Annotated in this window: 13 protein-coding genes; 2 read left to right on the top strand and 11 right to left on the bottom strand. The window is 57.2% G+C overall.

All coding sequences use genetic code 11. The features are described 5' to 3' along the window. Window positions 1–3: 3 nt before the first annotated feature. From AC5S27_RS12560 to dcd, 6 genes are all read right to left on the bottom strand, one after another. A complete protein-coding gene (locus AC5S27_RS12560) occupies window positions 4–579 on the bottom strand; it encodes a hypothetical protein (RefSeq protein WP_493934898.1) in 576 nt (191 codons plus the stop codon). Between the two features lie 93 nt (window positions 580–672). Beyond that, window positions 673–1,680, bottom strand: a complete 1,008-nt coding sequence (lpxD, locus tag AC5S27_RS12555) for a UDP-3-O-(3-hydroxymyristoyl)glucosamine N-acyltransferase (protein WP_493934897.1) — start codon at window positions 1,678–1,680, stop codon at window positions 673–675. Window positions 1,681–1,702: 22 nt separating this feature from the next. Beyond that, window positions 1,703–2,626, bottom strand: a complete 924-nt coding sequence (locus AC5S27_RS12550; RefSeq protein WP_493934896.1) for a lysophospholipid acyltransferase family protein — start codon at window positions 2,624–2,626, stop codon at window positions 1,703–1,705. A 218-nt stretch (window positions 2,627–2,844) separates the two neighbouring features. After that, on the bottom strand, window positions 2,845–3,543 hold the full coding sequence (locus AC5S27_RS12545) for a lipid-binding SYLF domain-containing protein (RefSeq protein WP_493937312.1): 699 nt from the start codon (window positions 3,541–3,543) through the stop codon (window positions 2,845–2,847). 722 nt (window positions 3,544–4,265) lie between these two features. Next, on the bottom strand, window positions 4,266–4,739 hold the full coding sequence (locus AC5S27_RS12540; RefSeq protein WP_493934895.1) for a LuxR C-terminal-related transcriptional regulator: 474 nt from the start codon (window positions 4,737–4,739) through the stop codon (window positions 4,266–4,268). A 505-nt stretch (window positions 4,740–5,244) separates the two neighbouring features. Further along, a complete protein-coding gene (gene dcd, locus AC5S27_RS12535) occupies window positions 5,245–5,799 on the bottom strand; it encodes a dCTP deaminase (RefSeq protein ID WP_493934894.1) in 555 nt (184 codons plus the stop codon). A gap of 98 nt (window positions 5,800–5,897) precedes the next feature. Between dcd and AC5S27_RS12530 the strand changes: the two genes are divergently transcribed. Then, complete coding sequence (locus tag AC5S27_RS12530) at window positions 5,898–6,263, top strand: HU family DNA-binding protein (protein ID WP_493934893.1); 366 nt, start codon at window positions 5,898–5,900, stop codon at window positions 6,261–6,263. A 114-nt stretch (window positions 6,264–6,377) separates the two neighbouring features. Continuing rightward, window positions 6,378–7,448, top strand: a complete 1,071-nt coding sequence (locus tag AC5S27_RS12525) for a site-2 protease family protein (RefSeq protein WP_493934892.1) — start codon at window positions 6,378–6,380, stop codon at window positions 7,446–7,448. A gap of 89 nt (window positions 7,449–7,537) precedes the next feature. Here the strand turns inward: AC5S27_RS12525 and AC5S27_RS12520 are convergent, their stop codons facing one another. The 5 genes from AC5S27_RS12520 to AC5S27_RS12500 form a co-directional block, all read right to left on the bottom strand. After that, a complete protein-coding gene (locus tag AC5S27_RS12520; protein ID WP_493934891.1) occupies window positions 7,538–8,446 on the bottom strand; it encodes a hypothetical protein in 909 nt (302 codons plus the stop codon). A gap of 142 nt (window positions 8,447–8,588) precedes the next feature. Further along, window positions 8,589–9,911 (bottom strand): hypothetical protein, encoded by a 1,323-nt coding sequence (locus tag AC5S27_RS12515; RefSeq protein WP_493934890.1) that lies wholly within the window; start codon window positions 9,909–9,911, stop codon window positions 8,589–8,591. A 245-nt stretch (window positions 9,912–10,156) separates the two neighbouring features. Further along, entirely contained in the window at window positions 10,157–11,272 is a 1,116-nt protein-coding gene (metX, locus tag AC5S27_RS12510) for a homoserine O-acetyltransferase MetX (protein WP_493934889.1), read from the bottom strand. Between the two features lie 171 nt (window positions 11,273–11,443). Then, window positions 11,444–12,751 (bottom strand): homocysteine synthase, encoded by a 1,308-nt coding sequence (locus AC5S27_RS12505; protein ID WP_493934888.1) that lies wholly within the window; start codon window positions 12,749–12,751, stop codon window positions 11,444–11,446. A gap of 306 nt (window positions 12,752–13,057) precedes the next feature. Beyond that, complete coding sequence (locus AC5S27_RS12500; RefSeq protein ID WP_493934887.1) at window positions 13,058–14,254, bottom strand: DUF2252 family protein; 1,197 nt, start codon at window positions 14,252–14,254, stop codon at window positions 13,058–13,060. Window positions 14,255–14,344: the final 90 nt, after the last annotated feature.

Raw genomic sequence — 14,344 nt, 5'->3', positions numbered from 1 at the left:
ACACTATACGCAGCCCCCCGAAGCATCTGGCAAGAGTCGACTTCGAATCAGATCGATCAGTTCCGCAGAAGCCCACTCCCCCGCTGCCAGCATAAAAATACTCTTGGTGTCGGCAGGTACGAAAGATGCCTGTGTTGCACCACCTGCAAACACAAGAGCATCGGCTCTTCGGGCAAAATCGATAAGGGAAAACTTAGGGGGGCGCTCCTCGCCCGCGATTACGGAAATCGAAAACATGGCCTCAGTGGGACGAGCCAGGGAACTTGCGACGATTAGGTTCGACTCCACCAGCAGCGAATCGCAATCGGTTGCCAACCTGCGCACTTTCTCAAGGAGCGAGAGCGCGTCGCCGACTCCTCGAATCAGAAAAGCGCGTCTGGCACCAGCCCTCAGATACCTCCCGGTATCCTTCTCAGAATCGCGGTCCGCTTCTTCCCGGAACCCGTCTTCCAGCTCATGAGAATGTGGTGAAACCTTGACAGCCACCCACCTTAACTCAGGCATGGCCGCCATCAGTGCGCAGGCTACAGCAGTCTTCCCAGTTCCACGCCCGCCACCGCCAACCACCAGGACTGCCAAGTCTGCCTTCCTTCCCTACAAAGACACATTCGGGTACCCCATCCTTTCCGCGTACCATGCGGAAAAGGGTAGAAAAACTAATCCCAATAGCCTTTATTCCTTCTTCCGCCGCGCCAGCCGGCTAAGCGTAGCCAGCTCCCGCAAATACTCACGCAAAGGCTTCGCCGGAGTTCCCCAGAGCACTGTTCCAGTCGTATCGACGGTCTTCCCGCTCAACACCCCAGCTTGCCCGCCCAGAATCACTCCAGGTCCAACATGCGCATGATCCCCAATCCCTACTTGCCCGGCAATCACCGCGCCCTTACCCACCGTAGAAGATCCCGAGATCCCTGTCAGCGCGGCAATCACAACATCCTCGCCAATATCGCAGTTGTGCCCTATGTGCACAAGATTGTCGATCTTCGTCCCCCGCCGGATTCGCGTCTCACTCAGCGCTCCCCGGTCGATCGTCGTATTAGCGCCAATCTCAACATCGTCCTCAACGATCAGCTGACCCTGCTGAGGAAACTGCGTATATGCTCCCGTCTCTTTATCGCGGACATAGCCAAACCCATCCGCTCCGAGAACCACTCCGGCATGAACCAAAACCCCGCGACCGATGGATGTACCGCGATAGATCACAGCCCTCGGATAGATGTGGCAGTCCATTCCAACAGTTACGGAATCTCCGATGACGACCCCGGCTTCAATTCGACTGCCGTCACCGATTTCGGCCTGATCCCCAATCACTGCTCCCGCTCCAATTGACACATTCTCTCCAATTCGTGCGCTGGGAGAGACTACTGCCGCTGGATGAACTCCGCTCGCAACCTTGGCGATTGCAAGCAGCTTGGCTGCTTTGGCAAACCAGAGCCGAGGCTGCCGGTAGGCGACCACCGCGCCTGCATTCTTCTTGCGATCCGTTGGAACAGCGAAGCCTGCCGGCACTACCGCCAGCCCAGCACAGGACCGCACTGCCCGCTCGGCACCGTCCGCATTCTCGCCAAAAACAATCTGCCCCGCGTCTGCACCTCCGATGTCAGCGACACCGACCATCTGTGTCCCTGCATCTCCGAAAAGCAGCTCCCCGCCCAGCTCGTCGATCAACTCGCCAACAGTCACCCGCGCTCCCTCGTCTTTGTTCCTATTCCCTAATCCCTATTCCCTCGTCCCTGGTCCCATCCGGCCGAGTCTTCCAACGGCGGTGAATCCACAACCACTGATCCGGATACCGCCGCACCCAGCTCTCAATCACCGCGGTACATCGTCGCGTCAGCTCCGTCACATCCGCTTCTGAGTCACCCGTCTCAGGAAACCCAATCTGCGGCCCAAAGTGCAGCACATACTTCCCCTCAGGCTCTTCCCAAAGCAGGAAACCGGGCACCACCGCCGCGCCTGTCCGAAGGGCCACTCGAGCCAGCCCTGATGCCGTGCATGCCGGCGTGCCAAAGAAGTCCACAAACACCCCAGCCGGCGGCGTCATGTTGGTGTCCATCAAGATTCCAACCGACTCCCCCGCCCGCATCGCCGTAATCAGTCCACGCGCAAAGTCATCTTTGTGAAACACCTTGTTCCCATGCAAACACCGGATCCGGTTGACGAACCGGTCCAGGAGCCTGTTATCCAGTCGCCGGATCACCATCCCCATCGGATGGCCCATCAGCGAATGATAAAAGCTCGAAAGCTCCCACGCTCCAAGATGCCCCGTCAGAATGAGAACGCCCTTACCCTCAGCTTCCGCCGTCAAAAAGTGCTCCAGCCCCGAATAGCGAATCAGTCCCGCTGTATTCGCCGCCGTATATCGCTCCATGCGGCAGAACTCTGCCAACTGCCAGCCAAGACTGCGGTATACCCCACGAAGAATCCGCTCCCGCTCCTCCACCGGCAACTCAGGCATTGCCATCTGCAGGTTGCGCTGTCCCGTCCGCCGCAGCCGTCCAAGTGACGCATACACCACTCGCCCCAGCCCAGCTCCCAGCCAGCGTGCCAACCCGCGCGGCAACCATCCAAGACACCGGGCAAGGCCCCAAACCACTAAGAATTGTAAGTATTCAACGGTTCTCGTCATTTAACCCGCATAAGAAATCACTCCCTCAAGTGTAACCGGGCGCACATCACGGGCCTACGAAACTGAAGATGGGAGGAATATCGAAATCTTGAGAAGGAAGCATCGCGTCAGCCATCGATTGCACAAAGAAGAAGGGAACAGTCAGTCCACCAAAAGCCGCAAAATTAGCGACCCAGCGGACCAACTGTTCCCTATTCCCTGATCCCTATTGCCTAAGCTTAGTTCGCTTTGGCAGTAACGAAAGCCTTGGCCACGGTCTTCACGAACGGAACCGCGCCAGCCGGAACAGCAACATTGCCCTTCAGAATGCTCTGGAAGGTATGCGCCTGTCCGTAATACTTTTCCGTGTCGTCGGTGCTCTGGCTGACAGCGACGCCGTTGAGATCGATGCCGGCAAACAGACCCTTGCTCCGTGAGTAGGTCAGCAACTCAGCATTCATTTTCCAGTCGGTAGCTGCCTGCGAGTTGCGCCCCACTGGACCAGCAGAAGCAGCAGCGTCGCCGCCGATCTTGAACTTGCTCTTCAGCAAATCCTGAAAACCCTTGTCGTTGACAGCAACCAGAACAAGGTCAGTCGCCTGTCCGCCAATCTGGAAACCAAACGATCCACCGGCCAGAGTGATGAACGCCGGTGCGCTCCAACCGTGCCCTGTGCGGCAGCTCACAACGCCGCGGCCGTACTCGGCGCCAACCAGAAATGCGCCCTTCTTAAGGCTCGGGATGACAGCAACGCAGGTTGCCTGCTCAAGAATATTCAGTGGAATCGAGTTGTCCGGTGTGTTCAGAATCTGATCCAACGCGGTTTTGGCCGCGTCTACTCGGTCCTGAATGTCGTCACGGTTAGAAGCTGCAAATGCAGAGCCAGGGATAAGGAGACCCAGGCAAAGGGCTAGAACTGGAGAAACCATTTTCTTCATCATCATTCGTACTCTCCTCGTGCGCGAAGTACTCTTTTTGACTTCGCTGTAAATACTACATTCAATTCGAAGTTGCTTGGTCACAGGCCAAATGAAAGACGGATCGGCCTGCATATGTATGCAGCGGGATAGTCTTAATCTGCGTACCCAAAAAGTGGACGTTGGCAGACTGGATACCATCCCGAAGGGGTTCGTCGGCTACGGAACCCGAATCCGAAACGTGAGGCTTCGCTGGCAGATAGCAAACGAAATCTCACACCTTCACTTGACTAAGACGCTGTATTCGCAAAAAAGGTTGGCAGGGAAATCGCACGAACCGTTGTGTTCACCTTGAAAGGAACCATGGGAGGGAAGCAGATTCGCAGCAACGGAGCGCTGCAAAGCCACGATGATAACAAGCAACGAACCAAAAAAGAGGACTTCCCTGCTGCCTCGAAGTACAAGATATCAGGGAAGTCCTTCCCCAGATCTGCGTTGTTATGCAAGTATCATGCGGCACTCAGCGTAGTACTTCAACATAACCAACGGGCATTGTCTTGAAGTAACTTTCCTAGGTAATCGGATATATACAGAACATACAATATCGACGATGAGCTGCTCCTGAGCGTGCAAAGACGTCTCCTTCTCGCAAACTACAAAGAGGGTGGCAGTGACGTTTTTTTGATGGATTAGGAAGAGAGTCTATCTATTGAGCACACACCCTACCACCAAGTTATCCCAATTTAGGAAAGTTGCCGCTGTTGGTCCCGTAATGAAACTTGAGTTGCCTGAACTGATAGAGACACGCGGTTATCCGAACCCGTCTTGCGAAGCAGGCTCGTCACATACGCCTTCACCGTGCGCTCTTCAATACCTAGCTCCATCGCAATCTCCCGATTGGATCGCGCCGTCATGATCAAATCCAGCACCTGCCGCTCACGGGGGCTTAAGACTGGAGCGGGTGGCGGCGTTCCCGGTCCCGTGGTGGCGAGCAATCGATCAATCAACATAGACAGCAATCTTCGCGGTGCCCAGATCGATCCCTGGATGACCGCCTCCACTGCCTGTCGCACCGCCAGTGGCCCGCAATTGAAATCAAGATATGCGCGGGCTCCCGCCCGAAGGGAGCGAAGAATTAACTCATCATCTCCGGAGGGACCGAGCACTACCTGACGTATGTCTGGCCTGGCTCTTCTCACCAGAGTCTGCGTCTCCATGGTTCTCGCAGTGTCTCCCAGATCCAGCACTAAGTGATGTACAGAAAAATCGAGAAAGATAGATTCGAGATCTCCAAGAACGATCTGAATACTAGGATGATTGTCAAAAACGCTTACCAGGCCGGTGAGTCGAATTGGCTCGGACGCAATAACTCCAACCACAGGCGGAAGCGGCCCGCAACTATAAGGCATAGATACTTTACCCCCCGATAAAGTCCCAACCATAAACGCAGCGCGACACTGGTCTCTCCCCTAAGAGACCACGCTCAGCGTAACCAATATATCAGGGGGCCCGTATTCCAGAAGTAACTTGAAGTCTGCGTCGAATTGTAACCGTGAACAAAAATATCTGCAAGGAGCTTTCATTGCAGGAAAGCCACTTGCGAATAAAACATCGAAACTACCTAAAAATCATTGACTAGAAGTCTCATGCCGATGGGAAAAAGCTCTTCAATGTCCTCGCAAGCCGTCCCGGAATGGATCAGGCGAGTACCACGCACCGCAGCTAAAGCCTCGGCAGAACAATCCCCTGTTGCTTCTGATATTTGCCCTTGCGGTCGGCATAACTCACTTCGCACGGCTCCGATCCGCGAAAGAACAGAATCTGGCAGAGCCCTTCGTTCGCATACACCCGCGCTGGCAAAGGTGTTGTGTTCGAAATCTCCAGAGTCACATAACCTTCCCATTCCGGTTCAAACGGAGTTACGTTCACGATGATCCCACATCGCGCATACGTAGACTTGCCCACGCACACGCTGATCACATCCCTCGGTATCCGGAAATATTCGACCGACCGCGCCAGGGCAAAGGAATTTGGCGGTACGATCACCGAATCTGCCTGTACGCTCACAAACGATCGCTCATCAAAATGCTTCGGATCGATAATTGCCGAATTCACATTCGTGAAAATCTTGAATTCGTCAGAAACCCTCAAATCGTATCCGTACGAAGAAAGCCCGTAGGAAATTACGCCTTCCCTCACCTGTTTTTCGCTGAATGGCTCGATCATTCCATGCTCAAGTGCCTGTTCTCGTATCCAGCGATCGCTTTGAATCGACATAGTCCGTTCTTCCTCCCCTGTCAGGCGGCACGTGGCCCCCATGCGGCGGTACAGATGCTGAGTCCCTAAGTTGCTTATGCTATTGGAGTACGCGAAGATTGACAACCGCGCCAACTCACAATAGCATCTGGCCAGCAGGCCACTGCGAGCAGGCGAGCAATTCAACACACCAAGGGGCTACGACATTGATCAAGCAGGACATCGTCCATCACGTCATCGAGCGGACAGGCTTGCCGCGGGCCAAGGCTGAGGCGGCTGTCGATACTGTTTTTGAAGGCCTCAAGCAGGCCCTCGCTGCCGGCGACCGCATTGAGCTGCGCGGCTTCGGCGTCTTCAGCGTCCGGCCGCGCAAAACCGGGATCGGGCGCAATCCACGAACCGGTACCGAGGTCAGCATCGCTCCAGGCAAAGCTGTTCGCTTCAAACCAGGCAAGGAACTACACGTTCTGGACACGGGAAAATGACCACACAGCCAGTTGCCTCCCGCGCCGCCGGCAACTGGGTGTGAAGTAGAAATCCACATCCGGTCCTGCCTTGCGTCCATTCGCGCGCTCAAGGGCCCCAGCAAGGAAGAGAAGTTGAACGATACCCAGGGGACAGTCTCAGTAACGGCTCCCCCTATCCGGTCCGACGACACCGGTACAGCCGGAGTGTCTGCCCCGGTGTCGCCAACCCTCCGTAAAACGGAAGACCGTGGCCTTCTCAGCAAGTACGGCATGCCCCTCCTTCTTCTGCTCATCAGCATCGTCACCACGACGGCCATTGGCGCCCGCTTCATGCAGAACTTCAACGACGGTCTACCCGCCGTCGCGCGCGATGGCGACCTGTGGCCCTGGCCTTGGCTCCTCGCCGATCCCTCCCGCTTTTTTCTCGGATGGCCCTTCTCGCTCTCTCTTCTAAGCATTCTGCTCGCCCATGAATTCGGCCACTACTTCGCCTGCCGCTACCATGGTATCCGCGCCACTCTACCCTGGGTTCTCCCCGCCCCCACTCTCAGCGGCACCGCCGGCGCCGTCATCCAGATCCGCAGCCGCATCCCGAGCCGCCGGGGTCTCATGGACGTAGGTGCTTACGGGCCGCTAGCTGGCTACCTGGTAGCCCTTGCCGTGGCCGCCATCGGTTTTTGCAAATCACACCCCGGAAAGCCTTCCCCAGCCATCATCCACTTCGGCGAACCTTTTTCGCTCCACATCATTCACCGAATACTGCTTGCCTTCCGTCCCGAAACTCCCTCCTTTGAAGCAGCCCTGCGCCACCCCATCCTGATCGCTGGCTGGGTAGGACTCTTCGTCACCGCCCTGAATCTCATCCCCGCAGGCCAGCTCGACGGAGGCCACATCCTCTACGCCCTCTCTCCGCCCTTGCACAAGTGGGCTACCAGGATCATTCCCGCTGTTCTCCTCATCTGTGGCTTCTTCTACTGGGTCGGATGGGTCCTATGGGCAACCCTGCTCCTCATCCCCGCGATGCGCCATCCACGCGTCCCAGCCGATCAGCCTCTCGATCGAAAACGCATCCTCTTGAGTGTCCTGTGCCTGGCCATCTTCCTGCTCACCTTTGCTAAAGAGCCGTTCCGGGATAGTTCCATCCACCACTACATCCACTGGCCTGCCGGACAAAACAAAAGGCCAGCCCCGGATACCCCCTGAGCCAGCCTCGTTTTCATTCACTTCTCACTGGATTGCTTGTCATTCCCGCAGCGAATCTGCTTCTACAATCTAAGTCTGACCAGCAACAGCTAATTCGCAGCCTTTGTGATATCCAGGGCAGATTCCTTCACCGGCCTTCCCTTGACCTCACTTGCCTGCCCGACCACCGGCCGCTCCACCAATTCCCGCGCCGGCTTGTGTGTCACTTTCAGCAGTCGCCCGCTCTGCGCAAAAGTGAGGGTCCAGTCCTTGGCCCCTGGCTTTGCCGAAGTATCCGCAAACCGCACCTCAGCGCCGCCCTTGCCCGAAACTGCCAGCGTTGCCGGGATCACCAGCGGATAGTGCTCGTCTGTGGCCGACTCAGCAATCAACCCGGCCCGCACGTGGCCACCCGCAAGCGCGCCGTAGCATAGCCCTAACGTCAGCCAGTCCGCCGAAAGTCCCGCAGGCTCTTCCTTCACCATGTGGTTGAAATCGTTCAACGTCAGCGCATTCGAAGAGGCCGGTGTCCACAGTGAATACCCCCGTCGCCGTACCGGAATCACGCGCACATGCCCCTCGCCCCGCGGCACCACAACAGAAAACAGCGTCACATCCCCGGCGCCATTGTCGCGGCTGTACTCGAGCACAACCTGGTTCGGGAAAACAGGACATACCGCCTGCTCATATCCCCAACCTTTGTCGCCGCTCCCAGCGCCATCCAGCCGGAACCCCTGCAGCTCCGCACGGCGCTCAATCTCGTCTTCGTTGGCCTGCACCAGCGATGTATCAGCGGCCGTCATCTGCTCCGGAGTGCGAAACTCCAAGGTCTGCGTCCGGCCAGTCGGCACTCCCAGCGGAAAAGGCGTAGGCGTCTCCGGCCCGTGTGTCTCCCGCACCGTCAAGCCGTGCAAATCTTCAGCAGGTCCCGGCTTCGCACTCTGCGCAAACGCCGCTCCACTCAGCCACACCACAGATACAGCAGCGAACGAGACAGCTCGGAAAGAAAAAAGGCTCATATCACCTACAGCTTACCATCCGCCAAATTCCAGAGTCGGCTCCGATGGATAACGAGCCCCGCCAATCTGATCTCTTTGCCGCACCCTATGACAGAAAAGGCGCCCCCGAAGGAGCGCCTCTTTCGCAAAGCCCACCTGAGGTCTAGGCTGGCTTCTTGTGCGCCGCTGAAGGCTTGTGCGCAGGAGTCGTCGGCTTCTTCTTCTCCGTAGGAATTTCACCATCGCGCAGGATAATCTGCGGTGGGTCCTGCGTGTATGAGTCAAAGGTCCCAATCACACTCTTCAGCTCAGTACCCGCTGCTGGAATCGCGCTGTCCGCCAGAGGAGTCTTGAGGTTCACCGTAACGTCAGCCTTCTTGTCGGCCTTCGCATCGTCAGTCACAGCAAGCTGGAGCTGGCTGGCCGTCGCAGCAATCACCACCGCCGGGAACTGGGCAGTCTGATCCTTCACAATAGCCCAGACCTTCTCGGCATTCTCCTTGGAACCATTCGCAAGAATGAATTCCTTGTCCGAAAGTCCCAGTGCGTTCAAGTCAGGATTGTCCGCAACAGCCTTGTCCGCAATTTCCTTCGGTGTTGGAGCAGCCTTGATCGCATAATCAGCTGAAGGGAAAACAGACGTGCCGGCTTTGGTCTTGATGTCGTCAAAGCCATCCGTGCCGCCGTGATAGCGGTTGTACCAATACTTGTCCGTCTTGTCGATCACCGGCTTGAAGTTGTCGGGAGCAAAATCTTCCGCACGCGAAAGGAACCAGATTGCGTTGACGGGGTCAGGAGGCGTCAGCTGCAGATACGTCTGTCCCAGGATTAAAGTGTCATTGAGATAGGGAGGCTTCTTCGTGCTTTCCGGATCAGCCGCCGCTGCCAACTCCAGCTCCGTACGGAACTCCGAGATCGCAGTCTTGTAATCCTTCTTCGAATACAGCGCGTCATACGCCAGCACGGAGTGGAAGAAAGGATCGGTGGTAGCCTTTTGCGTTTTCCATTCAGCGTCACTGACCCCATCCGGCTTGGTCGCCACCAGGCCCTTGGTCGCCAGTGCCGCCGCATCGTCCAGCAATTGAGCCTGCTGCGACGGATTGCTCTGCGCCACCTGAGCCGCTTGTGTCTTCTTGATATACGCGATCAGGTACATCGACTTCAGGTTGTTCGGGTCAAGCTGTAACATTCGGGTTGCTGCGTCGACCGTCTTCGTCTGGTCAAACGTGGCATAGGCACCCAGTACGCCATCCAGGACGGCCTTTTTCACAACACTTTGCGGGTAGGTTATCAGAAACGTTTCGCCCGCCGCAGCCTTCGCCTTGGGGTCGGTAGACGTCGCAAAATCGTTGTAGGCCTTGTACTCCGCAGGATCTTTAATCGTGACTTGGTCTGTGGCTGCTGGAGCCTGTGCCAGAAGGGTGGGCGCGGTCGCAAGGCTGAGCCCGGCAAGAAGGATTACGGGCGCGAATACAAACTTCTTCATTCATTGCTCCTGGGAGTTCGAGAAAATCACCAACAATCAGCGGTTAAAGACCCTTCAATACAACTATTTCGGTGCCCCGCAAGAAAAAGCTACCACATTGCCCCTTAGACGCGATAAGGCAACAAACGGCAATGTTGTCTTGTTTTGCACCCGCTTCCCCGGTCTGCGGAACGGGCGCTGTAGGGGGATTATAGAAACACAGCCGCCAAGTGACAAGCATCGAATCTGCAGCACCTTGCATGCAGCTAGTTCGACCTCAAATGCAATAGGCGAACAAGTTCCTCCTGCTCCGCCAAAAACGCATCGTGGCCATGCTCTGTCACCATCTCACGATACTCCGCCTTGGCCCCCGCATTCGCCACTTCCTCCGCCATTCGCCTCACGTGCGCGGGAGGAAACAACCAGTCCGAGCTGATCCCTACCAGCGTCATCTCGGCCTGTATCCGCCCAAAGGCGTCAGACGCAGACCGAAACGCACGCGCCGGATCCCAAGTATCCATCGTCCGCAGAATCGCAAGGTAAGCGTTCGCGTCGAACCGTTCCAGGAACCGCTCTCCCTGGTAATCCAGAAATCCGGCCACATCAAACCGGCCGGCAGATCCGCCGCCTAACCCTCCGCCGTGATTGTCCAGCGCCCACGGATCTTCCCCATTCCGGTTTGGTTGCCGCGCGAACCGCTCCTCAAACAAGGCGGCAGACTTGTAGCTCAGCATCGCAATCTGTCGCGCCAGCGCCAATCCCTTCCGCGGCTGCCTGAGATAATTCCCACCCAACCACTCCGGATCATCCTGGATCGCTCGCCGCTGTAAATGATTCAGCGCCAGCCCCATCGCCCCCAGCGGAGCAACAGCAATGACGACCGCCCGCGCAATCCGCTCAGGATACAGAATTGCCCAATCCAGCACCTGCATCCCGCCTATCGACCCGCCCACAGCCAGCTTGATCCGTTCAATTCCCAACGAATCCAGCAAACGAGCCTGCGCCCGCACATTGTCCGCAATCGAAATCAGCGGAAATTCCGCCCCGTAAATCTGCCCAGTCTCCTCATCCACTGAACCCGGCCCGGTCGACCCATAGCAGGACCCCAGCAGGTTCACGCAAACCACGCAATCCCGCTCCAGATCCACAATCCCACCCGGCGCAAACAAACCCGGCCACCAGGTACCCACCAGCGCCGACCCGGAAAGCGCATGGCATACCAGCACAGCATTATCGGCAGCCTCGTTCAGCCGACCATAAACGGCGTAGTGCAGCGTAGGACGCACCAGCGTCCGCCCACACTCCAGCAGCAAGTGCCCCTCCAGCACAAAGTCGCCTTCATACGTAGGCACCAGCAAGTCCGTACTCACCAAAATCGCCAAACCATCTCCGTAAACGGCTGCTGCTTTTGCCGTTTTCCCTGCCATTTCCTTTTGTTGTTGTCATTCCCGAAGGGAATCTGTTTTCAAGTCATTCGACCGAAACAATTGCCCGTTGCCCCATCCTTTCGGCGTTCTCTGCCGAAAGGGTGGGACAAACAGATACCCGGCGACCTACCCTACCGCCACAGCAGCCGTAGCCTTAGCAATCGCCTGCTCCAGATCCGCCAGGATATCCCGCAAATCCTCAATCCCCACCGACAGCCGCACCAGTTCCGGCGTAACCCCGGTAGAAGCCTGCTCCTCGACAGTAAGTTGCTGATGCGTAGTAGAAGCCGGATGGATCACCAGCGACTTGGCATCGCCAATATTGGCCACGAGAGAAAACAACTTCAGTGAGTCGATCAGCGTCTTCCCAGCCTCATACCCACCCTTGATCCCAAAGGTGACCAGCGCACCCTGCCCATCGGGCAGATACTTCTTCGCGCGTTCATAGTATTTGCTCGAAGCCAGCCCGGGATAATTCACCCATTCAACCCCAGCATGACCCTCCAGCCACTTCGCCACCGCCAGAGCATTCGAAGAATGCCGCTCCAACCGCAAATGCAATGTCTCAATCCCCTGCAGCAACAGGAACGAGCTAAACGGCGACAAAGCCGCCCCGGTATCCCGCAGGCCCTGAATTCGCGCCTTCAGGATGAAAGAAATTGCCCCAAAAGCCTCCCAGTAAGACAGCCCATGGTACGAAGGATCAGGCTCTGTAAACTCCCCGAACCGCCCCGAAGCAGCCCAGTCAAATTTGCCGGCATCCACAATTACGCCGCCAATCGTCGTCCCATGCCCGCCCAGAAACTTCGTCGCCGAATTCACCACGATATCCGCGCCGTGTTCGATCGGCCTCACCAGCGCCGGCGAAGGCGTCGTATTGTCCACAATCAGCGGCAACCCATTTTCATGCGCAATCGCCGCCAGCGCAGCGATATCCACCACATCCAGCTTCGGATTCCCCAGCGACTCCGTATAGATCGCCCGGGTCCGCTCATTCACCGCCGCCCGCATCCCATCAAAGTCATCCGCGTCCACGAACCGGACCGTGATCCCCAGCCGCGGCAGCGTGTAGTGAAACAGGTTGTAAGTCCCGCCATACAGCGAAGTCGTCGAAATAATCTCATCGCCCGCCTGCGCCAGCGTCGTGATTGCCAGCGTCTCCGCCGCCTGTCCAGAGGCAGTAGCCAAAGCCGCCACGCCGCCCTCGAGCGCCGCCACCCGCTTCTCAAACACGTCGGTCGTTGGATTCATCAACCGCGTGTAGATATTCCCAAACTCTTTCAACCCAAATAGACGCGCCGCATGATCCGCATCCTGAAAAACATACGAAGTCGTCTGATAAATCGGCACCGCCCGCGCCCCGGTCGTAGGATCAGGCACCTGCCCGGCATGCACCGCCAAAGTTCCAAAATGCTGCTTCACTTCATCCGCCATAGAAACCTCCTCATTCGAATCTGTGATCAAACAGTCTTTTTCGTGACTCAGAAATGTGATTTGTCATCCTGAGCGAAACGTGGAATCAGCTTCCGCCTTCTTCCGTGAGCAAAAACAAAACGGCCCAAGTCCGTCAGGACCCGGGCCGCTCGGCTGAAACTTGGCGCTTAGCGCAAACTCAAGCCAACGGCACAGATCCCCCGCGCATGCTCAGAAACATGCAGCAGCAACCCATCCCGAATTGGCAATCGTTCATCATCGACTGAAGTATCCCCTCCCCCACCTCACCAAGTCAAATCAAAAGTCCTACTCCTGAACTCCCAGCGCATACCGCCGGCAGTGCTCCAGATAAGCCATCTCATGCGCCGCCACCAGTTCCACGACGCTCGTCCACAGCCAGCTCGGCGCATCTAGTGAGATCCCTGTCTTTCGCTGACGGTTCAGCTTCACCAGCCAATTCTTCCGTGTAGTTGTATCCATCTGCCGCGCATGAGCCCGGCCCACCACGCCCGCCAGGAAACGCGCCGCACCAACCGCCTCCTCCTGCGTAATCCCCTCCAACTCAAATTTCAAATCCTGCGGTCGAAGCTCCCGAATCACCACCGACCGGCCCAGTAACTTCGCTGCCACCATCCTCTCGCCAAGATAAGGCGAAAGCGCCCGTGCGCCCGTCACCAGCCTCTCAGCCGGATCTCGCGGCACCCCGCCAGCAGCAACGCTCGGCGCACTAGCCTTCACCGCTTCTTTGATGTCGATCAGGCAAAAACTCTTCCCCACACTCAGCAGCACTGCATAGCGCAACTTCCCAAGCGAGCTGCAGCCCTTCATCCAGTAAGCCGCATCCAGCACCTTCGCTTTGTGCTTCTTGCCGTCGTTGCGCAGCCGCGCCACCAGTTCCCGTGCAGCCTTCGACTCAAACAGTTCCTTGATCTCCTGGTGTTCCGTCTTCGAAAGCGCCCAGAACTTTGCCCCGAGCGGAATCGTCGGCCGCACATCCTCGATCCGCTCCGTCGCCAGATGCCGCCACTTCCGCTGCAGCGATTCCTTGAGCACGAGCCGGATCGACTCCGCCGCCTTCTTTGGAAGCTCAACCTCCCCGTCCTTGGTCTTCAGCGCATCCGAATAGCCCACCATCATCTGCTCCACCATCAGCGCCGTCGTCACTCCCGGCAGATCCGACCCACGCGAGGCCATCGCCAGCGACAACGCCAGCCGGATCAAATCATGCGCAGGATTGCCAATCACGGTCTGGTCCAGATCGCGAATCTCAATCTCGATCTTCCCTTCCGCATCCGCTACCGGCCCCAGGTTCCCCACATGGCAATCCCCGCATATCCAGATCGGCGGCCCGGCGGGTATCTTGCTCTTCGCCTTCTCCAGCCACTCGTAAAACTTCACCGTGCTCCCGCGCACGTACGCATGCGCCGATCGCGCCATCTTCAATTGTTGCTGCCGCTGCAAGATCTCCGCGCGGTCTCGTTCCTTCGGTTGTGTGAACGTCATCGCGTAACACTATCACCTGCTGAAAGCCCTTTCCCGAAAATCTGTTCTCTTTAGCTCAGGTCCTGCACAACTTCAAACACCCGTTGCGCC

The sequence above is a fragment of the Acidicapsa borealis genome, from assembly GCF_059115245.1.
The sequence above is the reverse complement of the archived record's forward strand: the minus strand, read 5'-3'. Positions and strand labels throughout refer to the sequence as shown.

Coding starts and splice junctions, on each gene's coding strand:
- AC5S27_RS12550 (WP_493934896.1), bottom strand. CDS start 2,626: ATGACGAGAACCGTTGAATACTTACAATTCTTAGTGGTTTGGGGCCTT.
- AC5S27_RS12545 (WP_493937312.1), bottom strand. CDS start 3,543: ATGAAGAAAATGGTTTCTCCAGTTCTAGCCCTTTGCCTGGGTCTCCTT.
- AC5S27_RS12540 (WP_493934895.1), bottom strand. CDS start 4,739: ATGGAGACGCAGACTCTGGTGAGAAGAGCCAGGCCAGACATACGTCAG.
- dcd (WP_493934894.1), bottom strand. CDS start 5,799: ATGTCGATTCAAAGCGATCGCTGGATACGAGAACAGGCACTTGAGCAT.
- AC5S27_RS12520 (WP_493934891.1), bottom strand. CDS start 8,446: ATGAGCCTTTTTTCTTTCCGAGCTGTCTCGTTCGCTGCTGTATCTGTG.
- AC5S27_RS12515 (WP_493934890.1), bottom strand. CDS start 9,911: ATGAAGAAGTTTGTATTCGCGCCCGTAATCCTTCTTGCCGGGCTCAGC.
- AC5S27_RS12505 (WP_493934888.1), bottom strand. CDS start 12,751: ATGGCGGATGAAGTGAAGCAGCATTTTGGAACTTTGGCGGTGCATGCC.
- AC5S27_RS12500 (WP_493934887.1), bottom strand. CDS start 14,254: ATGACGTTCACACAACCGAAGGAACGAGACCGCGCGGAGATCTTGCAG.